This window comes from Nostoc sp. LEGE 06077 (assembly GCF_015207705.1).
Taxonomy (GTDB): Bacteria; Cyanobacteriota; Cyanobacteriia; order Cyanobacteriales; family Nostocaceae; genus Nostoc_B.
Window position 1 is genome coordinate 41003 of sequence record NZ_JADEWI010000035.1, and the last position, 25754, is coordinate 66756.

At 41.1% G+C, this 25754-nt stretch carries 21 protein-coding genes, 1 tRNA gene and 1 pseudogene; 10 read left to right on the forward strand and 13 right to left on the reverse strand.

Annotation, left to right across the window (positions count from 1 at the left end):
• Positions 1-12 precede the first annotated feature (12 nt).
• Complete coding sequence (locus IQ244_RS20455) at positions 13-885, forward strand: isoaspartyl peptidase/L-asparaginase family protein (protein WP_193897476.1); 873 nt, start codon at positions 13-15, stop codon at positions 883-885.
• Positions 886-930: 45 nt separating this feature from the next.
• Complete coding sequence (locus IQ244_RS20460) at positions 931-2205, forward strand: ATP-grasp domain-containing protein (protein WP_193897478.1); 1275 nt, start codon at positions 931-933, stop codon at positions 2203-2205.
• A 108-nt stretch (positions 2206-2313) separates the two neighbouring features.
• Here the strand turns inward: IQ244_RS20460 and IQ244_RS20465 are convergent, their stop codons facing one another.
• The 4 genes from IQ244_RS20465 to galK form a co-directional block, all read right to left on the reverse strand.
• Positions 2314-3288, reverse strand: coding sequence for a glycoside hydrolase family 43 protein (locus IQ244_RS20465; protein WP_193897480.1), 975 nt, complete (start codon positions 3286-3288; stop codon positions 2314-2316).
• 33 nt (positions 3289-3321) lie between these two features.
• Positions 3322-4131 (reverse strand): phytanoyl-CoA dioxygenase family protein, encoded by an 810-nt coding sequence (locus IQ244_RS20470; RefSeq protein WP_193897482.1) that lies wholly within the window; start codon positions 4129-4131, stop codon positions 3322-3324.
• Positions 4132-4347: 216 nt separating this feature from the next.
• Positions 4348-4746: a signal peptidase I gene (locus tag IQ244_RS20475; protein WP_193897484.1), complete on the reverse strand. Its 399-nt coding sequence runs from the start codon at positions 4744-4746 to the stop codon at positions 4348-4350.
• A complete protein-coding gene (gene galK, locus IQ244_RS20480) occupies positions 4736-5818 on the reverse strand; it encodes a galactokinase (protein WP_193897486.1) in 1083 nt (360 codons plus the stop codon). Before galK ends, IQ244_RS20475 begins: the two co-directional genes overlap by 11 nt.
• A 599-nt stretch (positions 5819-6417) precedes the next feature.
• Between galK and IQ244_RS20485 the strand changes: the two genes are divergently transcribed.
• Positions 6418-7494, forward strand: coding sequence for an L-histidine N(alpha)-methyltransferase (locus tag IQ244_RS20485; RefSeq protein ID WP_193897488.1), 1077 nt, complete (start codon positions 6418-6420; stop codon positions 7492-7494).
• On the opposite strand, the gene murD is transcribed toward IQ244_RS20485, so the two are convergent.
• Together murD and glyS are read right to left on the reverse strand one after the other, a co-directional pair.
• A complete protein-coding gene (gene murD, locus IQ244_RS20490) occupies positions 7474-8844 on the reverse strand; it encodes a UDP-N-acetylmuramoyl-L-alanine--D-glutamate ligase (protein WP_193897490.1) in 1371 nt (456 codons plus the stop codon). The two genes, IQ244_RS20485 and murD, sit on opposite strands and share 21 nt — an antisense overlap.
• Before the next feature lie 83 nt (positions 8845-8927).
• Positions 8928-11078 carry a glycine--tRNA ligase subunit beta gene (gene glyS / locus IQ244_RS20495; protein WP_193897492.1) on the reverse strand — a complete coding sequence of 717 codons (2151 nt, stop codon included), beginning with the start codon at positions 11076-11078 and terminating at the stop codon, positions 8928-8930.
• A gap of 99 nt (positions 11079-11177) precedes the next feature.
• Between glyS and IQ244_RS20500 the strand changes: the two genes are divergently transcribed.
• Both IQ244_RS20500 and IQ244_RS20505 read left to right on the forward strand, forming a co-directional pair.
• Positions 11178-11429, forward strand: coding sequence for a DUF6364 family protein (locus IQ244_RS20500; RefSeq protein WP_193897494.1), 252 nt, complete (start codon positions 11178-11180; stop codon positions 11427-11429).
• Complete coding sequence (locus IQ244_RS20505) at positions 11419-11808, forward strand: type II toxin-antitoxin system VapC family toxin (RefSeq protein WP_193897496.1); 390 nt, start codon at positions 11419-11421, stop codon at positions 11806-11808. The genes IQ244_RS20500 and IQ244_RS20505 overlap by 11 nt, the downstream gene beginning before the upstream one ends.
• A gap of 162 nt (positions 11809-11970) precedes the next feature.
• On the opposite strand, the gene IQ244_RS20510 is transcribed toward IQ244_RS20505, so the two are convergent.
• From IQ244_RS20510 to argF, 5 genes are all read right to left on the reverse strand, one after another.
• Positions 11971-14043: an AAA family ATPase gene (locus tag IQ244_RS20510; RefSeq protein WP_193897497.1), complete on the reverse strand. Its 2073-nt coding sequence runs from the start codon at positions 14041-14043 to the stop codon at positions 11971-11973.
• Positions 14040-14213 (reverse strand): hypothetical protein, encoded by a 174-nt coding sequence (locus IQ244_RS20515; RefSeq protein WP_193897498.1) that lies wholly within the window; start codon positions 14211-14213, stop codon positions 14040-14042. Before IQ244_RS20515 ends, IQ244_RS20510 begins: the two co-directional genes overlap by 4 nt.
• A gap of 323 nt (positions 14214-14536) precedes the next feature.
• Positions 14537-16012, reverse strand: a complete 1476-nt coding sequence (locus tag IQ244_RS20520; RefSeq protein ID WP_193897499.1) for a DNA phosphorothioation system restriction enzyme — start codon at positions 16010-16012, stop codon at positions 14537-14539.
• 91 nt (positions 16013-16103) lie between these two features.
• Entirely contained in the window at positions 16104-16709 is a 606-nt protein-coding gene (lexA, locus tag IQ244_RS20525; RefSeq protein ID WP_193897500.1) for a transcriptional repressor LexA, read from the reverse strand.
• 144 nt (positions 16710-16853) lie between these two features.
• A complete protein-coding gene (gene argF / locus IQ244_RS20530) occupies positions 16854-17774 on the reverse strand; it encodes an ornithine carbamoyltransferase (protein ID WP_193897501.1) in 921 nt (306 codons plus the stop codon).
• Positions 17775-18073: 299 nt separating this feature from the next.
• Here argF and IQ244_RS20535 point away from each other — a divergent pair.
• A tRNA-Thr gene (locus IQ244_RS20535) sits at positions 18074-18145 on the forward strand.
• 238 nt (positions 18146-18383) lie between these two features.
• Here the strand turns inward: IQ244_RS20535 and IQ244_RS33410 are convergent.
• Both IQ244_RS33410 and cas12k read right to left on the reverse strand, forming a co-directional pair.
• Complete coding sequence (locus IQ244_RS33410; RefSeq protein ID WP_416209786.1) at positions 18384-18830, reverse strand: hypothetical protein; 447 nt, start codon at positions 18828-18830, stop codon at positions 18384-18386.
• Positions 18831-19367: 537 nt separating this feature from the next.
• Positions 19368-21275, reverse strand: a pseudogene (gene cas12k / locus IQ244_RS20540) (type V CRISPR-associated protein Cas12k).
• A 163-nt stretch (positions 21276-21438) separates the two neighbouring features.
• Here cas12k and IQ244_RS20545 point away from each other — a divergent pair.
• From IQ244_RS20545 to IQ244_RS20560, 4 genes are all read left to right on the forward strand, one after another.
• The gene (locus IQ244_RS20545) at positions 21439-21600 is read left to right on the forward strand and encodes a hypothetical protein (RefSeq protein ID WP_193897502.1); all 162 of its coding nucleotides are present in this window, start codon (positions 21439-21441) and stop codon (positions 21598-21600) included.
• A gap of 268 nt (positions 21601-21868) precedes the next feature.
• Positions 21869-23383, forward strand: coding sequence for an N-6 DNA methylase (locus IQ244_RS20550; RefSeq protein WP_193897503.1), 1515 nt, complete (start codon positions 21869-21871; stop codon positions 23381-23383).
• Between the two features lie 44 nt (positions 23384-23427).
• Positions 23428-24642, forward strand: coding sequence for a restriction endonuclease subunit S (locus IQ244_RS33245; protein ID WP_416209787.1), 1215 nt, complete (start codon positions 23428-23430; stop codon positions 24640-24642).
• Entirely contained in the window at positions 24639-25688 is a 1050-nt protein-coding gene (locus tag IQ244_RS20560; RefSeq protein ID WP_193897506.1) for a PDDEXK nuclease domain-containing protein, read from the forward strand. The genes IQ244_RS33245 and IQ244_RS20560 overlap by 4 nt, the downstream gene beginning before the upstream one ends.
• Positions 25689-25754 lie beyond the last annotated feature (66 nt).

Here is a 25754-nt window from a genome sequence, read left to right on the forward strand (position 1 = left end):
AAGAAAAATTCTATGATACCCACTATTATTGTTCACGGTGGTGCAAAAACCATCACAGATGACAAAGTTGCAGCCAACCATGCAGGCTGTACAGCAGCAGCAGAGGCTGGTTGGGCAGTGTTGCTCGGCGGCGGTACTGCTTCAGAAGCGGTGGAAGCTGCTATCCGTATACTGGAAGCTGATCAGACATTTAACGCTGGTCTTGGCGCGACTCTCAACAGCGACGGAGAAGTCGAGTTAGACGCGGCGATCATGGAAGGTTCTTTATGTTGGGGAGCGATCGCCGCCGTTCAAGGTGTGCGTCATCCCATCTCGGTAGCCAGAAAAATTATGGATGATAAACCCAGGCTATTAGTAGCGCGAGGTGGGGAACGTTTCGCCGTAGATTGCGGTGCGGAAATGTGTAAAAAAGAAAACTTAATAGCTGAAGAACAGTGGGAGCAGTGGAAAGAAGATCAGGAAGTAATTGATCGCCCCAACACAGTTGGTTGTGTAGTTTTGGATGGTAGTGGTGTCTTAGCTGCCGGCACTTCAACTGGCGGGACTACGAAGCAGCAAAGTGGTCGCGTTGGTGACACTGCGCTTGTAGGCTGTGGCTTATACGCTGATAATAAAATCGGTGGTTGCTCAACAACAGGTGATGGCGAGTCAATTATTCCCGTGGTTTTGGCAAAAACAGCGATCGATTTTCTGGCGGGAGACAGACACCCAGACGAAGCAGCACAGATGGCAATTGACGCTTTGGTATCTAAAGTCAAAGGGGAAGCTGGCTGCATTCTCATAGACGATCAGGGACGAGTCGGCTGGGCTTATAATTCCCAACACATGGCAGTGGCTTATATGAATGCAGAAATGGATAAAATAGCTGCTTTTACAAAGAAATAATTTGTAATTGTGAGTTTCGTCCCTATTCCCTACTTTCAGTTAGCCATGAACTCAAAACACAACTTTAATTACTTCCAAGGGGGTTCGTTTTCTGATCTCTTTGCTGAAGATATCACAGATGGGGGTTATGCCTTCATTTTGAATTACCCTGCTACTGCTAGTTGGGCTGCTTACCCCAACACCAAAAAATATTTTATTCAAGATGGCAGTAGTGAGGCAACCAAAACCACCTTTGACAAGATTTGCCAAAAAGAACCTTGGAAGAATTTAGCGGTGTTAGGCGATCGCCTTCCCGGAATTACCATTACTCCGCCGCCAAAGTTGCTAATAGACTACTGGCAAGAGCATTTAGGCTTTAGCTACTCTAATATGGAGTTGATGGATTGCTCGACTTATTTAGACGACCTCAGTCAAGGCGATCGCTTTAACAACCTAATCACACTCTTTCCCTTCGATCACCTCAAACCAGACAAACACGCTGTTGACCCAGACACCCATTACTACTTGCTCAATAAAGCAACATTATCCGACCTGGGAATACCACATCCAAAATACGAAACTTACAATCTTCACCAAATCAATCTGGAAGATATTCCCTTACCAGAACAATTTCCCTATTTAATTAAAACCTCTCACGGACTATCAGGAGAAGGCACTTATATTATTAACAATACCGAAGATTTGCAATACTGCTTAGAAGAAATCAGGAAATATCTTGATATTAAATTACTGGAGACAATTGTTGTTTCCGAGTTTATTAATAACGTTGTCAATAACTACTGTGTCCAGTTTTATGTAAACAATGCGGGTGATATAAAACTTATTGGTACTACAAATCAAATCGTTACGCCAGAAGGTAACTATTTAGGCGGCATGATTAATTACTGTGAAACAGACATGAATCGATTCGCCCAGATGATTGCGGCTATTGGTAAATATGCCCACCAGCAAAAGTATTTCGGCGTTATTGGATTTGATGTTTTAGAAAACAAAGACGGACAAATGTATGTGATTGATGTTAACTTCCGAGTCAACGGCTCAACTCCACTTTGTTTACAACGTCATACTTTATTAGAGTTAGGAAAAGAGGTAGCCCAATATTCGAGTAATTACCGTATGGTAGGCTCATTAGAATCAAGTCTCATAACTTTAAAGTCAGAACTAGATAAAAAAGACCTGATAATTCTATCCGCTATAGAGAAGAGGAACCAAGACCAAGTTTATACCGAAATATCCGGTATTCTTTCAGGAAAAACAATCAAAGAACTACAACATATTGAGCATAAATTAAGCGGCTTACTAAATACAAGTTTATTGTAGATTTAAGGGTTGGAAAACCCCATTTGTATAAGTAGTTTTAAGTAGTGGTGTGGCAACGTTAAAGTCTAGCGCATCTGGTTGTATGTCGATGCGTTAGGTAGTGCTTCATCAAGAACTAGTAATAGTTTGTGGTGTCCAAGTAGGGCCTTGGCATCGTGGCCCCTCTGATGTCCAAATGAGTTTATCTAAACACATTTGCCGTTTATCCATGTTATTCGTCCAAGCATGGTAGACGAGATATTCAGTTTTACCGTCTGGAGCAACAACAATAGAATTATGTCCCGGCCCTCTGACAAAATTAAGCACAGACTTTAGTACCCGTGGCCCAGTTTCATTACCCGCATCGGAGTAAAGCCCCATCACGTTGTCAGCAACGCCATAATCTACACCATAGTCCTCAGTTTCCCAGCGTCCGCCACTATAAAAGCAGTAGTATTTACCTTCATGCTTACGAACACAAGGGCCTTCTAAAGTATGCCAATCATAGACTTTACCGTACATTAAGCGATCGCCTAAAAATCTTTGCCAAGGCGATCGCGCTCTTAAAACTACCTTCTCCTCACCAGCCAACTTGGTCATAGTTTGCAGTCGGTCTACAACCAACGCCGTACCCGCACGTACACCACCTTCCGTATCTAAAAAGTCGATAGCGTAAAACAGATACCACTGTCCATCATCATCACAGAATGGATGCGGATCAATGGCGAAGGGACAGGAATTAGGGTCTACAAGTGTTTCGCCCACATCTTGATAAGGCCCTAATGGATTATCACTTGTAGCCACACGCAACTGATGATTTTTATCCTCATGTCCTACAGAGTAGTAGAGGTAAAATAGTCCGTCCGAGTAAGCAACTTCGGGGGCCCAAAAATTATTACCAAGGGCTGGATCTGGTCGCAATAGTGCGTGATCGACAAAATGCCAATTGACAAAATCGAAGGAACGTAACAGAGGAAATACGCGTGATTCTTTCGTCCCTTCCGCCTCGGCTGCACCAGTACCGATCGCATAATATACCCCTTGATGTTGCCACACAAAGGGATCAGCAAAATAGCCTTCGTAAACGGGATTAGTATATTTCATAGTTAATAGTCAACAGTCAACAGTTAACAATGACTAATACTTAAAATTGATATAAGTTTCCACTTTTTCTTTCGGCAATTCTTCTACTACCTGACACCGTAGCATCTGCCTTAGCTCTTCTGGGAGACTATCATAATAGTCTCGTGGCAGAGTTAAATCTACCTTGGGTGTATGTAACCAGTGCATACTGTAGCCCATGACTACCATCGGTCTTGGCTGGTTTGTGCGATTGGGTGAACCTCGGTGCAGTGCTAAAGGCGATCGCATCATCACATCTCCAGGCTGCATATAAAAAGATTCCATCGGAATTTCACCCCTAGCAATCTTTTGTAAACCCTCTTCACGCGGTAAAACATGAGTTCCTTTCGCCATTTGAAACGGGCCGTTATCTGCTGTTACTTCCACCAAGGGAAAGTTAACTGCTAAGGCGTAAAGTGGTGTAACTATGGCATCACTAAACAATGGGCGAAAGTCTCGATGGGTTTCCTGATAATCTGAACCCTGAAACGGAACATCAACACCCAACTGCACCATCACGTATTCTTGGTAAAACACGCGTTTAAGAATAGCCATAATTACAGGATTGGCAAAAACCCACTCATTAGCAAATGGCGAAACCCAAGGTAAAGTTAGATAGTAGCGGGACACTTCACGGGGAGCTAACCCACCTGGTTGATTTTGGCGATCGTGAAATAACTTTTCAAAAGCTTCTAGCCACTCATCAATCAATTTTTGCTCAAAAAGATTCCGAATTACACAAATTCCGTCTGTATTCAATTCTTGAGCTAATCTATCTAGGTCGGTAGCTGAATATTTAGCTATACCGCCTATACTCTGCACCATTTGTCTTAACCTCTTTCATCAATAGCTGTAGAGGCTTATTTAAATTTGACTCTCACAGCCTTTTTTTATAATTGCTAGTCGATAATAGCGCAATATCTTAACTTTTATCCTACTGATGTTCACAACAATTAGTATTAGTAACTCTACGCTAAATAAGCGGACTCATCTATTAAATATTACAGCAAAAATCTCCAGAAAAATTTGCTAGTGTAAGAACTACAAAGAACTACCATCTAGTGAGCGCGATCGCACTCCTAAACTATCATTTGGTAGTGAAGGCCATCTCACTGTCACAATAGTACAGTCAGACTGAGCAACCCAACAATGCGGCACACCAGCACACCAGAGTACATAGTCACCTTCATGAGATAAAGTAATATCTCTATCCTCAAATTGGAGGCAAAATTGACCATTAATCAAGATAGAAAGAGTAGCGGCTTGATTATTAACCGCCCACTCGGTTCTACTGTCTCCTGCTTGATGGACACCCCATTTTATTTCTAATGCTGTGGTTGAACGCAGATCATCATCTGGGGTGATAAAGTGTCCCATAAACCAACCCCAGCGATTCACGCCTTCGCTCGCAGCATTCCCAAAAATAACTTTAGGCTGCATCACTCACCTCAACATCGGGAACTAAAATTTGCCCCTTATAACCTGCATTATTGTATTGTTGGAGGACTTGGGTTGCGATCGCTTTTTCTTCACCTAACGCCACCAACGCCACACAAGAACCCCCAAAACCTGCACCTGTCAACCTTGCACCAAATACACCTGGGGTTTTCTGTAAAATTTCTACCAATGTATCTAATGCTGGTACGGAAACTTCATAATCATCCCGCAAACTCGCATGAGATGCGTTCATCAACTCCCCAAAATGCTCAGGTGTTACTCCCTGCAACACTTCTAAAACACGGTTATCTTCTGTCACCACATGACGAGCGCGACGGTTGAAGGGTTCTGGTAATGTTTCTGTTACCTTAGCATCAATGATATCTCTGAGTGCCTTGACTCCTAATAAATTAGCCGCGTGTTCACATTCAGCACGACGCTGGTTATACCCACTAGTTGCTAAGGTGTGGGGTACACCGCTATCTATAACTACAATTGTGGTTTTGTTGGGGAAAGGTAGTACACGACGTTCTAGAGTCCGGGTATCTAAAAACAAAATATGTTGAGTGTCAGCAAGACTGGAAGCCATTTGATCCATGATGCCGCATTGTACACCTGCATAGTGAATCTCTGCCTGTTGGGCAAATTGGGCAATTTCCACGTCATCAATTGGTAAATCCAAAAGTTGACGAATTGCTCGTAGTGTTGCTACTTCCAAAGCTGCACTACTAGATAAGCCAGAACCCATAGGAACTGAGGATTGGACGTACACATTTAAGGAAGGAATCGTATATCCTGCTTTGTTCAACACCTCAATACAGCCAAAAATATAACTGGCGAATCCAGAAGGGGTATGATGACTTTCTAAAATACTTACACGCTCTTGCAGATTTTCTGAATAAAAGTGATGTTCTCCATCATCACTAAAACTTAGTTGTACTGTTGTGTGTTGAGGGATAGCAGTTGGTAGAACAAAACCATCGTTGTAGTCGGTATGTTCGCCCAGTAAGTTGACTCTTCCTGGTGCGATCGCTTGTGTTTCCGATAGTTTACCGAATATTTGTTGAAAACTCATAATTATTTTTTGCTAACTTCTCAAATTATGCACATCTATCTATAGGCTTAAACATCTATAAAAATGTAGATAAGTGATATTTGTAAATGCTTTTCTGCTCATATCATAATCCTTCTTTCTAAGAATAAATTGGTAATAGCTAATAAACTTAAATATAGGTTTTCATTGTTTTATTTAAATTGTTAAAAACTTGGCCAATAGAATTTTTCAGTTTTTATGTAAGGTATTGTTAATTACAATCAGGACTTACGCACAAAGATTGTCTGTGAAAACAGGGTGTAGGGGTGAAAGAGTATAGGGCGTAAGGGTTTTGAATAAGTACACACGCCACTTGGCTCAAGTCGGGAAACCATGCGGCGGCAGGGCAGTTAGTTCCTCCCAGAAGAAACCCCCTACAGCCCTTGCTCTGAATATAGCAAGGCAACCAGCTAGTAATCGGATAGAAGAGTCTTAGAGGCGATCGCCCTCTTAAACTCATCACTGATTTAGAGTGGCAAAATTCCTTGTCTGAGAGCAATGTATGGGAAAATACAAGACTGGCCACAGTAGCGACCAATGATTCACTAACTCTACTAAAAAACATTTCAGAACAAGGAATAATGGCTAAAAATTTCCCTAGCAATTCACAACTTTCCTCAGATAATTCAAATTCTTCTATTCGCATAGCAAAGCCAAGTTCTGAGTTCTATTCGGTTTTTTCCGAAGCAGAAGTTTTAGAAATAATTCACGCATTAGAAACTAGGTTGGAAATTCCTCTCAAATATTCTTATAAAGGTCAAGGAGCGAAAATTTGGCATAATTTTTATCAAAAATTTGTTAGTCCTAAATGGTATCGCAAATCAAGTGTAGAAATTGACCTTTTAAGGGACAATTTTGCCTATATTTATGAAAATATCTCCAAATTTAGCCAAGTTAACGTTATCGATGTAGGTGCAGGGAATTCATACCCAGCCAAAGAATTTGTTGCTAGACTCAATCAATTGAATAAAATTAATCAATATTTTGCCTTAGATATTAGTGAAGGCTTGCTGACTGTATCAAAGAAAAATTTCACCGCTTGGTTTCCCAAACTAGAGTATATAAACCAACAGATTGATATCGAAAATAGCTGCTTACCTGAAAATCTATCAGGAAACCCCAAAATAATCTTGCATTTGGGTGTGACAATGGGCAATCATCACAATAGAAATCAGGTGCTGAATAACTTTAAAAATAGTATGGATGAAAATGATTTACTCATCTTTACTAATGAAATTGGTTCTAACTCTCAATGGGATGGCATAGCTAGAGGTGGTTGTAAATATCACGCCGAAGAAATATATCGCTCAATCAAAAATAAATTTGGATTGCAATCTCAAGACTGTCAACTTGTTAGAAAATACGATTTAGCAACAGATAGTGTTGTAGCTAATATTAAATTTCGGCATAATTACACTATCAATTTCAATGTTCAGGGAATCAATCAGCAAATTGCAATCCCTGAAGGTAAAGAAATTACCATTTGGAGACATCATAAGCATGAAATGTCTGAACTTATCCAAGAGTTAAAAAGTGCTGGATTACAACTTGTTCACTACACTACTAACAAGTATTCATCACATATTATGGCAATTTGTCAGCTAGGGGACAGGAACTTCCAGACACCATGTAATTTATCAACGCCCAGCCCAAGCTAAACACAACTGACGGAAGTCGTCACCGCGCACTTCAAAGTTAGGATATTGGTCGAAACTTGCACAAGCGGGAGACAACAATACTACAGGTGCTTGATGCTGTTTGGCTAATTCTGCTGACCGAGGTACAGCTTTTGCCATTGTTTCGACGATTTCGTAATTAGTGTACCCTACTTCTTGTAAGCGTTGGGCAAAGGCTGGTGCGGCTGCGCCAATGAGTAATACAGATGCGGCTTTGGCTTGGATTTTGGCTAACCAACCTGTATCATCGCCGGGTTTGGCTTCTCCCCCTGCGATCAAAATTGTCGGACTTTTTACCGATGCTAACCCGACTTCGGCTGCGTCGTAGTTGGTGGCTTTGCTGTCGTTGATAAAGTCCACGCCTTCCCAAGTGCAGATATGTTCTAAGCGGTGGGGAACGCCAGGAAATTCTTGAATTGCTTTGGTAATTGCGTCGGGTTGAATGTCTGCTAATCTGGCTGCGGCTACGGCCATGAGGAGATTTTGCAGGTTGTGTTCTCCGACCATGCGTAATGCAGAGGCTTCAATAATTCTCGTTGGTGTTGAAGTGGCGGTTAATTTTTCGACTACCCAGCCATCTTCGATATAAAAACCTTTGTCGCCAATTAAAAAATCTTTACCTTTAACACTTGTCCAATAAGCATCAGGCCAATGACTTAAACCGACCTTATTTAAATAAGCGTCATCGCCGTTAAATATTTGTAACTGAGACTGCTTTAACAGCTTGGCTTTGATGTCGTAGTAAGTTTCTAAAGTTTGGTGACGGGCGAGGTGGTCGGGTGTAAATGTCGTCCAAACGCCGATGCGCGGTGCTAAAGATGAAGATGATTCAATTTGATAGCTGCTAATTTCGCCAATTACCCAATCGGGAAGTTTAGAAGATAGAGCGACTTCACACGCTGCATAGCCAATGTTACCGCAGGCAGGAGCATCAAATCCGGCTGCTTGGAAAATGGCGGCGATTAAGGCTGTGGTGGTCGTTTTGCCATTTGTCCCGGTGATGGCTACCCAAGGCTGGGACTTTAAATTTCGCCAAGCCAATTCCATCTCGCCAATAGTTTCAATCCCTAGTTCTCGTGCTTTGACTAACAAGGGAACATCCCAAGGTACGCCGGGACTAACAACAATTAATTGGGGTAAATCAGAACTGTTTAAATCTAGGGAATATCCTAGTTTAACGGTGATTTGTTCGGCAGCAAGTTCTTGTTGTTGTTGCAGGAAGGTGTCAGAGGTGTTGCGATCGCCTAGATCCACCTCCCATCCTTCCCGTTTCAACAATCTCGCCGCAGCAACACCGGACTTACCTAATCCAATTACATGAGCTTTGGACATAGACTGTAGCAGAGACCCCTGGTTAAGCACTCATTATACTAGCGCTAATTGGTAACATTTACACCATATTTTGTTGATCTACGCTACAGATTTTTCACAATAGATCCAAAGTCAGCTAACACCCGCGCGTGATTCCGCAATAATCCCAGTAAATTCAAGCGATTACGCTTAATATCTGGGTTGGTATCCATAACTAACACGCTTTCTGGGCCATCAAAGAAATTGCTGACAGTAGGGGCGATTTTTTCTAACGCTGCAATTAACAGTTGATAGTTCCGTGATTGCTGGGCGGTTTGGGTTTGGGGTACTAATTCCAAAATCGCATCGTAAAATGCTTTTTCGGATGACTTTTGGAATAGTTCGGGATTAATTAAATTTGCTGGTTCTAGCTGTTGGGTATCTAAATCACCTTGGGCGGCGAGGCGAGTAGAACGGTTGACGGTTTCGTAGATTTTATCTAGAGTACCATCATTGCGGATTTGTTGCAGATATAAGGCGCGATCGCGGACATCTAATAAATCTTGCAATGCTCTTTCGGTATATTCTGGGTCATTTTCTCCCAAAACAGCATTCACTAAATCGTAATCAATTTGTTTTTCTTCTTGTAATAAAGTCCGAATCCGTTGTAAGAAAAATTCTTGCAAGGTTGTGACTAATTGTCCTGATTCTTTGTTATATTCTTGAGCAAAATTAGCGGCTGTTTGCTGCAATAAATTATCTAAATTAATTCCTAAATTCGCAGCCCAAGTAATATTGACAATGGCATTGGCAGCGCGACGCAAAGCAAAGGGGTCAGAAGAACCTGTGGGAATTAACCCTAAGCCAAAAATGCTGACCAAAGTATCTAATCTATCAGCCAAACCGACAACTTGACCTGTTAAGGTTTCCGGTAAAATATCATCGGCTCCCCGTGGTAAATAATGTTCAAAAATTGCCGTTGCCACTGCTTCATTTTCACCACTAGCTAAAGCATATTTCTGCCCCATAATGCCTTGCAATTCAGGGAATTCATACACCATTTGACTGACTAAATCAGCTTTACACAACAATGCAGCCCGTTGAATATTTTGGCTATCTGTTGCTGATAATCCCAGTTGTTTGGCAATTTGCTCGGCAATATTGATGATTCGATTTACCTTGACACGTAACGAACCTAAATCTTCTTGAAAAGTTACCTTTTCTAACTGCGGTAAAAAGCTTTCTAAAGGTTTAGATATATCAGCGTTATAAAAAAACTGTCCATCAGCTAATCGGGCGCGGATGACTCGTTCATTACCTTTGGCAATGATATCTGATTTTGTTGGATCGCCATTAGAAACTGTGATAAAATTAGGTAGTAATTCCTTGTGATTTTCTCCTTTAAAAACAGGAAAATATCTTTGGTGGCTAACCATGACAGTTGTAATAACTTCCGTGGGTAGATTCAAAAATGCTGAGTCAAATTTTCCCACAACTGGCGAAGGCCATTCTACCAAGTTGGTTACTTCTTTTAACAAATAGGGATAGATTTCTGTAGAACCATTGACCGAATTAACTGCGGCGTTAACTTCTTTTTCAATTGTAGTTGCACGTTCATTATTATCAACTACTACATAAGCAGAACGCAGAGTTTCAACGTAATCAGTTGCTTGGTGAATAGTCACAGTTGCGGGATGTAAAACCCGATGACCGTGAGAAATGCGATCGCTGGTAATTCTATCAGAACCGTTAACCAATTCTATCGGCAAAATCGCATCATCCAACAAAGCCACCAACCACCGCACAGGGCGAGAAAACCTCACATCGCCATCACCCCAGCGCATCAACCGCTTACCTTCTAAAGTGAAAATCCATTGGGGAATTAGTTCGGTAAAAATGTCAGCTACCGGACGACCAGGAGTTTTTTTGTTAATAAACACAAAATCGCCTTTATCAGTCGGGCGAATTTGTAGCGCGTCGATTTCCACACCTTGCTTTTTCGCAAAGCCGACCGCTGCTTGTGTAGGTTGACCATCTTTAAAAGCAGCTTGGGCGGGAGGCCCTTTAATTTCTTCTTCCCGGTCTGGTTGTTGCTGTGGTAGACCTTTGATCAGTACCGCCAAGCGTCGGGGAGTACCGTAAACTTCTACAGCGTCACTGTTGAGACTATTGGCTGTCAAAGTTTGGGGAATGCGCGATCGCCATTGTACTATGGCATCACTGAGAAAATTTGCAGGTAGTTCTTCTGTACCAACTTCCAATAAAAAATCCGGCATAAGACAAGGTTCACATCAGTCAATTCCACCAGTTTACCTTGCCATCATGTTGAAGAGGTGTACAGGCTAAAATCAGAAAGTCTCAGACCAAATACAGTCATGACCAGCAAAATTACATTAGATATTGATGAAGCTTTACTCCAAAAAGCAGAACGTTGGGCGCAGCAACAAAAACTATCCCTTGCTGATGTGATCACTAATTTTCTACGTCAGTTACCAGACAATGATTTGACACCGCAACAAGAACATCCTTTAGCCCAATTTGCTGGAATTTTGAGCGATGCAGAAGCTAAAGAATTACAACAAGTAATTGCAGACGAGTTTGAGCAGATAGACACAAATGAATGGTAATGTAGCCTTAGATACTTCTGTTGCTGTGCGGTTTTTAAATGGTGATCAAGCAGTTGTAGCTCAAGTACTAGCATTGACAACTGTAATTTTACCAACTGTTGTTGTGGGTGAATTATTATTTGGAGCAGAAAACTCCAGTCGTCCTTTGCAAAATCTGCCCCGTTATTTAGAGTTTATTGAAACCTGCGAAGTAGTAACATTAGGTCGAGAAACTGCTGTGGTATATGCTCAAACTCGGTTAGCATTGAAGCAGAAAGGAAGACCAATTCCCATGAATGATATTTGGATTGTAGCACAGTGTTTAGAACATACTTGGCGGTTGGTAACAGATGATTCTGACTTTAGCTATGTGGATGGATTAATATTAGAAAACTGGTAGTATCTACCTTAAAAATATTTACAACAGCTTACTTACTTTCATCTCTCAAATTCTCACTCTCTGCGCCTCTGCGTAAAACAAATTCATATTGTCACTCAGCAACGCCAAATCAATAAATTACCATCATCCTAAAAGATAACTAGTATAATTTCTGCCTAGCTATTACCAATTACGCTCAACTACCATCACCTCAGTATATTCAAACTCATTCGGACTTTGCTTAACTAACGGATATCTTTCCTCACCCAACTCAATATAATCTTGCTCACAGTCAGGCTTAGAGGAATAATAAGTCAACACATATTCTCGCCCAATTCTATTAGCCATTTCCTGTTCTACTTCACCCCGCCATTGCGTTTTCGTAACCAAAATAATTAACTGATTGGCTAATTCAGGTAGTGTTTGAGCAATACGGCGGCGATAAGTTTCATCTAAACTACCAAAGGGAGAATCCATCACTATTGGGAACGTGCTACTATTCGGCACAGTTAAAACTTTGCGCTTTTCGCTCCATTCCCGCACCTTATCAATAATACTGGCAATAAAAGACAAACTGAGAATTTGATTTTCTCCTGTAGATGCAGCAACGAGTGATTCTATTTTCGCTGTATTTTCTACTAAGGTGAGTTCATACTTATCACTAATTTTGGGTAGATAGGGCGCAAAAGATATTGAGGTGAATATTTCCTGTAATCGCTGTTCTAATTGCACCCGAAACTGTTTTTCTTGCCGATTTCTGACTTCAGTTAATCTTTCAATCGCATCTTGGGTTGCGTTGATGCGTCTTTGTGCGAGTAATTGCTTTTCTTCATTGAGTTTCTGCTTGGCTATTTGTTTTACCAAAGCATCAATCTCAGTTTTTAAGTGCAAAATCCGCTGTTGATTTGCACCTTGTTCTCGATTTAATTCATCAATTTTACTTTCAATTTGATCTAAGCGTTTTTGTAAACTACTAATTTCTTCATTCGCATCTTTACGCAACCGTTCTTGAATCGTATCTAATTCAAGTTCAATTTGGGAGATATTTTGGCGAAACTGATTAATTCTTGTTTGTTCTCTATCGACTTCTTCCCAAAATACTATGGCTTGCTTATCAATTTCATCAACTTGGGCGCTCATGCGAATTGCTGTTTCTTCCATAACAGAAGAACCAGCCTTCTCTAACCAATCACTCACATTTGTATGGTTATGATTACCTGCATTTAATTCTGCACCACAAATACAGCGGTTATTTTTGAGTAATTCGCTAATAAATTCCCGCGAAATTCCTGATGTTAATTCACCGCGGGCTTTTAATTCATTGAGAATTGTCCGAAATTGAGTTGTCGTATCTGATAGCAAAATTGTATAACCGCGTGCCGAAATAATTTTTTTCAGCGCGTCTCTAGTTTGCCGCAGATTTTCTTGAAAAGATGTTTTTTGATTTTCTAATTCTTGTCGTCTGTCTTGCAGTTCTTTTGCGGCGCTGAGTTCGAGTAGCCGATTACCTGTCTCTTTTTTGAAGCTTTGTTGATATTCTAATTCTTGTTTAATTTCAGTTTGTCTAGTGTTGATTTTAGCAATTTCTTGTTCTAGTTTTTCTTGTTCTTTTAAAAGTTGTTTAATTGCTGAATCGCCAATCGCTTTTAATTCATTTTCTAAACTTTTTTTAGCTTCACCGAGATGTTTGATAGAACGGTTAATTACCTCTACACCCAAAAAAATCTTGATAGCTTCGGCAATTTCCGCTTTTTTATCAGAACGGACTATTTCTTCAATGCGTTCCCCATCAAAGAAAAAGTATTGATGTAAGCTGGCGGGTAAAATTTGCCCAATGATTTCTTCTGGTTTTTGCAGTGGAAAATACCATCTACCATCATCGCCAGCCACTTGCATTAATAATTCTGTTTTGAGTAAGTCGAAGTCGGTTTTATCTTTATATATGCGACATTGGCGTTTGGCGTTGTAGCGTTTACCTTCATGTTCCCAGTTAACTTCTACCCAACATTCTACTGATTGTCCAGTTTTAGCTTCGGCGATCGCTCTTTTATTCACCAACTGTTCTGTTGAAGCAAAGGCAGCACTAAACTTTTCGTATAATACCCAGGTAAAAGCATTCAGTAAACTGGTTTTTCCCGATCCATTATTACCATGAATAATTGTGGTATTGAGAATATCTCCTCCTGACAAAACTATCTCTGGTGTTCTGCCGTAAAAAGAGCGAAAGTTACACAGTTTAATTGAAGTGAGTTTCATTGCACGGCTTCCTTGACAATTGCCAAAATATCATCGTTGATAGGGCTGTTACTTTTCTTATCCAGCCTGCTTTTTTCTAGATACCATACTCGCTCTATTATTTGCCGCACTTCCGGCGAGGCGCTAGTAATTGGCTCTTGCACATCATCGATATTCTGCTCTGGCAACATCTCGGTTTTTTATGCGTTATGCTTTATTTTAGCCGGAGATGATTGATAATTTTACATCCGCCATCTGACTCTTACTCGTATCTTTAATTTAGGGTAATTATGGGGAGGAAAATTTTAAAATTTTTTGACAAAATCGGGGTTTATTATGGTGAATTTACTGATATACTGAAATTTAGGTTAAATATTAATCATAATGGAGTGTTTGTAGCTTTAAAGATTTTGCTTATATCCCATTATAATCAATATTTATTATTTCATGAATGATCGAGATCTTTACAGGTAGCAAACAAAATTTTACAAAATTAACCCCAGATAAACGCAGATTAAACATCTAATAATCCATAGCGTTTTTGTAAATCTAACAATTTCATTCTCGCTTCCCCAGCATTATCAGCTAAATCAGCAAATTCTACAAAGCGCCGCAGTTCTTTTCTTAGTAGGTTTCGCTCAACTTCTATGGTTTCCCTGTCTAAATCTGGTGGCAGCACAATCATATCGTAAATAGTCGCACGTTCTTTACTAGGATGGGGGCGTAAAACTCTGCCTCGGCGCTGAATAAATTGGCGAGGATTACCGGAACTCGATAAAATCACCGCAGTTTTAATTGCGGGAATATCAACGCCCTCATCTAAACAGCGAATGGCGACTAAACCTTGTAATTCTCCACTTTCAAATTGACGGCGTAAAACTTCTCTTTCCGCTAAAGGCGTTTGGGCGGTATAGGTACTGACTTTATAACCTAAATCTCCTCCCAGAATTTTCACAACTGCTTTGAGTTGTTGCAAAGATGAACGTCCCGTTTCCAATGAACCATCACTACAATAAAAAAGTGTATGAGTAGTGTTGCGGCGCGTTGTCATTAATTGCCGCAAAGCAGTTAATTTATTGGCGGCTGTGCCAATTAATCTCGCTCGTTGCATTAATAAAGGTTTTAAATCTTCATTGTCTTCAAAATTGGGTGAATTTTCAGTTTTGCGTTCTCGATATAGTAACGAACGCCCAATTTTTTTAGTTAATTTTAAATAGGCAATGCTTTCGGTTTCCGTTAACTCTACCAGAATTGGATAATACAAATAATGTACCAAAGCTCCTTGGGCGATCGCATCCCTTAAAGTAAACTCCGGTTGCAGCACTGGGCCGAAATAATCAAATAAAGATTGGGTACCGCTATCATCAAAATATCTTTCCGGTGTGGCAGATAAAGCCAATCGCAACCCAACCCGTCGGGGTAAACTTTCCTCTAATTTTGGTGCGCCCAAATTATGGGCTTCATCACCAATAATTAGAGTTTTTGGCGGTAAGTACTTGAGTTGCGATTGCAAACCTTCACCAATTAATGTCGAATTGGTAGTAATTACAGTGATAAAGCCTTGAGAACCAGAACGCAAATTGTAAAGTTGAGTAGAAAGTTGACTTTGCCAACTGCGGACATTCTCAAAGGCTAATATCGGTTGTAAATTAAACTTTTCGCATTCTCGCGCCCATTGGGTAACAAGATGACGATAGGGACACACCACCAACAGCACTTGTAAGTTAATTTGCTGGTACAATTCACAAGCGATCGCCAGTGCAGTGATAGTCTTACCACTACCAGTCGCCATTTTTAACGTACCTCTACCGTTGTTAGCAAACCAATTAGTAACAGCTTGGCGCTGATACTGGCGCAATTGCAGAGATAACGGTATCCTCGGACATCCTGGTAGTGCTTGGTGATGGTACTTACCCTTACCTTCCCTAGCAAATGGTATTCTCAGCCGGAAAGAGGGTATTTGCTGCACCGAATTTTGCGTTAGGTACATAAAAAATCAAAAACAAAGTTGGTGATGAACCCTAATACAAAGTAAAAAGTTAAAAGTCAAAATTGTTTATTTTGCCTTTTGCCTTTTAACTTCAGTTATATCCACGCCAAACGCCGACAAGAGAACCTTGCACCTGTACCTGCATAGCTGAGACTTCAATCGGGCTATACTTTTGGTTAGCAGGTTGGAGAGTAACGCGATCGCCATTGCGGTAAAAGCGCTTTAAAGTACTACCATACCCATCAACCCGCGCCGCAACAATCGTGCCATTTTTTAATTGATTTGGTTCTGCTACTGGTAACAAAAATACCAAATCACCATCAGCAATTAAATCTTCAATCATGCTGTCGCCTGTCACCCGCAACGCATAGGTTTGTGGCGGTAAAGACAAATTAGAAAAATCGAGATAATCTACAGCTTCAGTAAAAGGTTCAATTAAACCACCAGCGGCAATATTACCTAAAATTGGTACACCTTGCTTAACTGGATGCAAAACCCGAATTGTGCGGGCTTTACCTTCTGTCCATTCAATGTAGCCTTTATTTCGTAAATGTTCTAACCTACTTTGAATCGGTGCTGGCGACTTCAAATTCATCCCTTGCATCATTTGGCGAATTGAGGGAGAATGTTGGTGCATTCGGATATATTCTGCCAACCATTCATATAATTCTTGTTGCGCTTCTGTTAATCGTTCCATAATAATTATTGCAAGTAAATACAAATGTCCCTAGAACATTAGTACTACAAAAAATTCCAGATAACAAGGTTAAATAAAAAAATAAAAGGCGAAAGAAAGAAAAGTTTTGGTTCTTTTGCCTTTTATCTTTTTAATGTTTACTGTTCACTCAGCCCCCAAAATACTAGCCAGCAAGGCTTTTTGTGCGTGGAGACGATTTTCGGCCTGATCCCAAACTTTTGACTGTGAACCTTCAATGACTTCTTCCGTAATTTCTTCACCGCGATGGGCTGGTAAGCAATGTAAAACAATTGCATCTCGATCAGCCAAACTCAACAGTTGTTCCGAAATTTGATAAGGTTGAAAAATAGGCATTCGATCATCAGCTTCTTGTTCTTGACCCATACTTGCCCAAACATCAGTATAAAGTACCGATGCTTCCTTAGCGGCTAATTCTGGGTCATGAGTTAGCAGAACTTCCGTTTTACCAGCCGCGATCGCCCTTGCTTGTGCGACAATTTTGGCATCCGGCTCAAATCCTTGAGGAGTAGCAACCCTGACATTCATCCCCGTCAAAGCGCAACCCAACATCAAAGAATTCGCCACATTATTCCCATCACCCACATAAGTTAAAGTTAAACCCGCCAACTTCCCAAAACATTCTTGAATTGTCAATAAATCAGCCAATATCTGACAAGGGTGTTCCGCATCAGTCAACGCATTAATTACCGGAATTTTGGCATAGTTAGCAAAAACTTCTAAATCTTGTTGTGCAAAGGTGCGAATAGCCAAAATATCTAAATATCGATCTAGCACCCGTGCAGTATCTTGGATCGGTTCGCCGCGACTCACTTGCGTCACATTGGGATTGAGATCAATTACCTGTCCTCCCAATTGATACATCGCCACCGTGAAACTCACACGCGTACGAGTTGAAGCTTTAGAAAACAACAAACCCAATACCTTATTGCACTGCAACTTTAGCTGTTGAGATTTCAGTTGTCCAGCCAATTCCAAAAGTTCTTGAAGTTCCGTTGAACTAAAGTCCGCCAGACTTAATACATCTCGTCCGATTAACACTGCCATGTTTTTGATCTGTAAAGAACAATTATCTATTGCTGTTTCTTTACCTAGCCGTGTCAAAAAAAATACAGTTTGCCACTGTATTTAATCTTTTTGCGTCCAGCCCAGGATTTTTCGTTAGCTTTTGCTATGAATATTAATTTATCAACTTTATCGGCAAATCAAATCAAGGATTTTTTGGAGCTAACCAGAGTATTCATCCTCAAAAACTATTTAGTCTGAACCTGGCAAAAATTTTTAGCTGCGTCCTCTAGACAAATATTTTGCTTACGCTATAATTAGAAATCGGTGAGATTAATGTTGCCAGCATAGCACAGTGGTAGTGCATCCGACTTGTAATCGGAAGGTCGCAGGTTCAAATCCAGCTGCTGGCTTTTTGTACATTCGCAAATTATTTGTCGCAATTTGCAAATTAATGTCGTTTTGACTGGTTTTAGACTCAATATTGATTGACCAGATTTTTCGCAAATTAATGTCGTTTTGTTCCTGGTTGGGTGTTGTCGTATTATTTAGATTTAAGTTTAAGACTAAAATTTTACTTTAACAAGTTAATAACTACGTTTGCATAGCCAAATTCTTCCATATTAATCATCAGGGTAAATATGTAGAATATCATAGGCTTACAAGTCGGATGCACCTTTCAACCCTCTCCCCTCTGGAAAAATTTGTGTGACGCAAAGACAAATAAAATAACAATACCTTCTTAACGTATCTATGATTGGGTATCATTCTTGAAACGAGCTTATTCCTGTCTTTTCTTATGTAGGAGAATACTTTCAACTTACCCCTAGCCAGGATGGTCGTTGAAACTGAGGTGGGGATTATTCCCAATCCCATCCCGGCAACTTTCAACCCACCCCTAGCCTGAATGGTTGTTGAAACAAGTGACCTAAACCAAGTAACTCTTAAGGTAAACACTTTCAACCCACTCCTAGCCGGAATGGTTGTTGAAACTCCCCTATCACGCTTATCTATGGAATGGTTTTCTGTAACTTTCAACCCACTCCTAGCCGGAATGGTTGTTGAAACAACCGTTGAGGCTATTTCGTTGAATTCCATTTTCGCCTTTCAACCCACTCCTAGCCGGAATGGTTGTTGAAACACCCCGCCGTCTAGATCCCTTGTAAATACAGCTTTCCAGATACAAATTTGGCATATCTCTGAAAAAACCTCCTTTGTCTTACATCAAAAAAGTAAATCAACTGACATACTAGTTTCTGAAGTGAAGACATGACAAGGGTTTTAAGATTTTGGCAAGTCTCCAGGGTTTTTGACCCCGCTTCGATATGCCAAAAAAAATATTTGAGAGGGTTCCCCCGACGAAGGGGGTGATTCAGTAGCCACCACTGTGGTAATCCACACCGTTATTGATAACGGCTAGGGCCAAATGCCTTACTCCTTATTGCTGGGAGCGCACCTATCCTATCTTGCGACAGCAGCATCAGAAGCGGGCAGCTACCAGGGTCAGAAAGCATGACGGTCTTCCAACCGCCAAACTAACCCAGATTTTTCACAGTACATTGGCTCAAAAGAGCATGAACTGCGGCGCTGTTATAAAAATATTATATTTTCTAGGTTCGGATTAGTGAATTAAATTTAAGCGGCTTGACGTTCTTGGTAAGCAAAGACGGCTAAATTTCCCGCTTTTTCTTGTGGACTACCTTTAATTGGCTGTGTACCAATTTCAGTAGAAATTCCGACTTTTGCAGCTTGGGATTTAATACTCTTAATTAATCGACCGTAACTCCAGCGATGAATACTCATACGATATTCTTTGGCATATTTTTGTTGAGCTTCCTTGTAACCAGGACATTTCTTTTCTGCTCTGGATTGGATTTCGCTACTGATTTGCTCACGCATATCGCGGAGTTTTGGGATAACTATGCTGTCTGCTTGATAAGTTTTGGCGATCGCAATAATTGCATCTGCTAATAATCTATCTACCTATTGCCCTAACTCTGATTCACCAAAGGAGTTTAGCGCATTCTGTTTCTGAGCTTTGTGTCGTTCGTGAGATAGGCGTTGCTGTTGTTGTCGCTGACGATTGAGAAGATTGTAGTTTTCACCAAGTAGTTGTTTTACACTGCGATAAGCTAGAACTTCATTTTTAACAACATCTACCACCGCTACTGTGACTGGCTTTTTTAGACCAAAACTAACGCCAACTAGGATTGAGGGTTGACCTTGATAATTAGGCTTGCTGGGGCGAGGGAAAGGGTTATTAATTCGATCTAGCGTTGATTGCTGACGAGTGATAAAAGCTTGTTGTTCATCGTTGAGGTCATCTTTCTGTTTTGTTACAGTTAAAATTTTGGTAATTTTTGTGACTTTCTCCTCAATTACTTGTTGAGTTCCTTCAGTAGTCAACAACCGAGTATCTAAAGCACAATAAAGATTCAGTTGATTTACTTTCCAGGCTTCACCTTTTTCTTCTCTTGGCAACCAAGCAAGTCTTCCTGAACACAGAGTGAACACACTGCTTGAGTGTTGATTTTTACTACTGCGTTTAATTTCTTGATCCTCTAGAAAGCGTTGGAAGTAGTGCAAATGACGTTTGTCGCAGTAAATCTCAAAGATCAGTTTTCTGAAATCCTTGCCCTTGAACCGAACAAAAAGACGATTTTTATCATTCTTTAACCATGTTATATCTTCTTTAGATTCGTAAGCCACAGGAAAGGGAACATCAGCAGTTTTTCTTAAAAGTGCTGCTTGCCAAGCTTTTGTCTCTTTTTCATTTTGAGCTACATTAGCTGTAGCAATTTCTAAAGTTTCTAACCACTCTTCTCCTGTCAAATCTCTACCTTTAGGTATGCGACTTTGAAGTTGATCTTTTAATTGCTCAATCTCTATTTCCTTTTTGCGTCTATTTCTAGTAAATTCTTCTGGGTCTTCATCGAGTTCACTGATTTTACACTTATTTTTGAGCAGATATGCAAGAGCGCAACGAATAAGAGGGTCTTGTGTTTCTCCGTAAGTGTTTAAGAGAATTTGGAAAAGTGAAGATTTTTTGGACTTTGTAGATTTTTTAGTCTTTTTGCCCTTTTTCTGGTTGCTATTCTGCTCGGACTGGGGGGTAAATTTGATAAGAATTTCGGTGGCTTTAGTACGAATTACGTTTAAGCTACATTGACTTTCTTGTTCGAGTTCTAGATCGCTTTTGAGCATTTTCAGCCAACGCTCTTTCCCTTCTATTTGGTACTTTCTGCGTTTTTGTAAGGCGAACCAGGATTTATATACATAATCCACTAAAGCGATCGCACTTGTGTAAAAGCGTCCAGGTTGACCAGCAAAACGCTCTTGAGTTTTGAGGGAGTTAGCAAGTGTTTTGAGGAATTCGGTAGGTATTTTGCCTTTTTCTACCCAGGTTTCAAATTCTGGGTTTTTTCCTACCTGTGCCAATAATTCATTGATGAGTGGTGTATTTTTTTCTGCCATCAGTTCCCACAGTTGACGGAGAGTGTCTTCTTCAGCAACCAAGCGACATTGAATTGTAATAACGCTCATGGTGTCCTCAGCTTTGTGGTTTCGGTAAAACTGACAAGGTTGTTAACTGTTTTTTTTACTTACCATATTATAGCGCAATGACGTAATAACGCAATGCCGCAAATGTTTTTTTGCTGAGAGGCTGTGCAAAAATGAAAGCCGCAAGCTTTGGCTTCAAATTAGGATGGCAGAAGAAACTAGAGAAGTTCGGGGGAGACTCCCTAAAGACTTAAAAATCGCGTTTGAAATCGCCTGTGCGCGTCTGGAATTGACTCAGACTGCGGCTTTAGAGGAGGCGATTAGAGATTGGTTGCAAAAAAAAGATTCCCCTGCTGATGGAAAGTAGTAGGGGAGTTAAGGGGGTATGCTTAAAACTGCTGGAATACTTGTAAAATATGAAGTCTGGCAGTAATTGACCTTTGTTTTCTCAGTCTTTGTAAAAAATGTGGGTTAAACCTACATCAATTGGGAAATTCAATCTAGACTTGGGAATCTTAAATTAAGAGTAACTATGTACGGTCGATTTAGCACTAACCAATCGCACGCTCATTTCACCTTGTAGATACAAAATCTTCGCCAAGCCATAAATATTAAAAATTCCACAGTAAAGCTAAATGTTTGAGCAGACTTTTAAAAATATTGATGATGTTCTCTGGAAAGAGGCAGGTTGTACTACAGAGTTAGATTACACAGAGCAAACCTCTTGGCTGCTGTTTCTGAAGTATTTGGATGATTTGGAGCAGGAAAGGGCGCTAGAGGCGGAGCTAGCTGACAAGCCATACGAATTTATAATTGATGAGGCGCATCGCTGGTCAGTTTGGGCAGCACCGAAAAAAGCGGATGGTACATTGGATCATGATAATGCGCTGATTGGCGATGATTTGATTGATTATGTCAACCGCAAGTTATTCCCATATTTACAGAGTTTCAAGCAACGGGCTACTAGTCCAGATACAATCGAATACAAGATTGGGGAAATTTTTAGCGAGATTAAAAATAGGTTTCAAAGCGGCTACAGCTTGCGGGATGCGCTGGAATATATTGATGAGCTACGGTTTCGATCGCAACAGGAGAAACACGAGCTATCGCATCTCTATGAAGCCAAAATCAAAAATATGGGTAATGCGGGGCGTAATGGTGGGGAATATTACACGCCGCGTCCGTTGATTCGGGCAATGATTCAGGTGGTGAAGCCGAAGATTGGCGATCGCATTTATGATGGTGCTTGTGGTTCGGCTGGGTTTTTGTGTGAGAGTTACGACTATTTACGCAAGGGTAAGCTGACTACAAAAGAGCTTGAGATACTGCAAAAACATACGTTTACGGGTAAAGAAAAGAAAAGTTTGGCGTATGTGATTGCCATCATGAATATGATTTTGCATGGCATTGATGCGCCGAATATTATTCACACCAACACGCTGACGGAAAATCTCAGTGATATTCAAGACAAAAATCGCTTTGATGTCATCTTGGCTAATCCGCCATTTGGGGGAAAGGAACGCAAGGAAGTACAGCAGAATTTCCCGATTAAGACTGGGGAAACGGCGTTTCTGTTTTTGCAGCATTTCATCAAAATCCTGAAGCAGGGCGGTAGGGCGGCGGTGGTAATCAAAAATACATTCCTGTCAAATTCGGATAACGCTTCACGGGCGTTGCGTCAAGAGCTTTTGAGTAGTTGCAATCTGCACACGATTTTAGATTGTCCGAGTGGGACTTTTATCGGGGCAGGAGTAAAAACGGTAGTGCTGTTTTTTGAGAAAGGAAAGCCCTTCGATGCCGTTCAGGGAACACCTTTATTTTCTCAGGGAAAACCTTTAACTCAGGGAATGGCTACTCAGAAAATTTGGTATTACCAACTCGATCCGGGGCGGAATATGGGTAAATCCAATTCCCTGAATGATGAAGATTTGCGCGAGTTTGTGGAGTTACAGGCTAGGTTAGCGGAAACAGGAAAGTCTTGGCTGGTGGATATTGCTGATGTGGATCGGGTGACGTTTGATTTGTCAGTGAAGAATCCGAATAAGGCTGAGGAATCGCTGTTACGAGAGCCGCAGGAAATTTTAGATGAGATTGCGGCTTTGGATGCGGAGAGTGCTGAAATTTTGGCTGGTATTGGGGGAATGTTGTGAACAGTTGGGAACGTGTATGCATCGCAAATGTTTGCGAGTCGATAGTGGACTGTATAAACAAAACTGCTCCAATAGTAGATGAACCTTCTCCATTTAAAATGATTCGTACTACCAACATCAGAAATGGTCGAGTAAATCTAGATTCTGTCAAGTTTGTTACAGAACAAGTCTACCGTCAATGGACAAGACGACAGATTCCAAGAACAGGTGATATTCTTCTAACCCGTGAAGCTCCAATGGGTGAAGTTGGGATGCTTGTTACAGATGACTATGTGTTTCTAGGACAACGCATTGTATCCTACCGAACTAATCCTGATTATCTGGACAATAAATTTTTGTTGTATGCGTTTCAATCTGATGACTTACAAAATCAGATAAAGGCATATGCTTCAGGCTCTACCGTTCAGCATATGAGGGTTCCTGATACAAAAGCACTTCAAATCCCTCTTCCTTCACTTCCCGAACAAAAACGGATTGTGGCGATTTTGGATGAGGCGTTTGAGGGGATTGATAGAGCGATCGCCAACGCCGAAAAGAACCTCGCCAACTCCCGTGAACTATTTGAAAGCTATCTAAACGCCATCTTCACCCAGAAAAATAAGCGCGGCGAGATATTTCAACTTGCAGAGATATGCGAGAAAAAACGAGTAATTACTTATGGTGTTATCAAGCTAGGTGAACATATTGATGATGGCGTACCATGTTTACGGACGAGCAATGTTCGCTGGCTTTATATTGATGTCAATGGTATAAAGCGAATTTCACCTTCCTTATCGGCAGATTATAAACGCACCATTCTTAAAGGAGGAGAAGTGTTAGTTAATGTTCGAGGGACGCTTGGTGGAGTAGCAGTGACAACACCGGAGATGGCTGGTTGGAACATATCACGCGAAGTAGCCCTTGTACCTATAGATATAAAGCGAGTTCATTCAGCTTATTTAGCCTATTGGATTGGAGCAAAGACAAACCAACAATGGCTTAGTGGTGTTCAGAAGGGAGCTGCATACACTGGGATTAATCTTGAAGACTTACGGACTCTACCAGTTGTAGTCCCTGATTTGAAAGAGCAAGAAAGACTTATTAACTCTATTGAGGAAGTTCACTCGGTCTCCCAACGCCTCGAAGCCATCTACCGCCAAAAAATCGCCGCCCTCAACGAACTCAAACAATCCATCCTGCAAAAAGCCTTTACTGGCGAACTCACCGCAGATACCGCTAACCAGACAACAAAAGCCGCTAACGAGGGAATTGCCGCATGAGCAATGACCTGCCTCAACCGAGCGATCGCCTGTTTCAGGAAATCAGACAGTTTATTGATGCCGCTAAACAACGCGCCGCCGTTGCCATCAATGCAGAAATTACCCTGCTGTATTGGCAAGTCGGCAAACGCATCCAAACCGAAATCCTACAAAATCAACGCGCTGAATACGGCAAACAAATTATCGTTTCTTTATCCCAGCAGCTAACCCAAACTTATGGTAAAGGCTGGAGCGAAAAACAACTACGGCATTGTCTACATTTTGCGGGAACCTTTGCTGATGAGCAGATTCTCTCCACACTGCGGAGAGAATTGAGTTGGACGCATATTAAAACTCTAATGTATATTGATGAACCCCTAAAACGCGACTTCTACATCGAAATTTGCTGTTTAGAGGGTTGGTCATCCCGTCAACTGCAAGAACGCATCAACTCGATGCTATTCGAGCGCACTGCCCTATCCCGCAAACCAGAAGAAACCATTCGCCACGATCTAGAGCAATTGCGCCAAGATCAACAAGTATCACCTGACCTGTTGCTAAAAGACCCCTACATCCTAGATTTTCTGGATTTAAGCGATCGCTATCTCGAAAAAGACCTCGAAGATGCCATCCTGCGGGAAATCGAAAAATTCTTACTAGAACTTGGTGCAGGCTTTACTTTTGTCGCTCGTCAAAAACGCCTACAAATCGACAACGACGACTTTTATATCGACCTGCTATTTTATAACCGCAAACTCAAACGCCTCGTCGCCATCGACCTCAAACTCGGTAACTTTCATCCCGAATACAAAGGCCAAATGGAACTTTACCTGCGCTGGCTGGCCAAATACGAGCAAGAGCCTGATGAACAGCCACCACTGGGAATCATCTTATGTGCAGGTAAAAAACAAGAGCAAATCGAATTGCTAGAACTGGATAAAAGCGGCATCCATGTCGCCGAATACCTCACCGTATTACCACCTAAAGAGTTGTTACAGGCTAAACTGCAAGAAGCGATCGCCTCTGCTCGCCGCCGACTCCCATATTCCAAAGATGAGCCATCATAAATGCAGCGCAAACCATCAGGTTGAGCGCAGTAGAAACCCAATTAACCAACAAATACATAAGGTTTG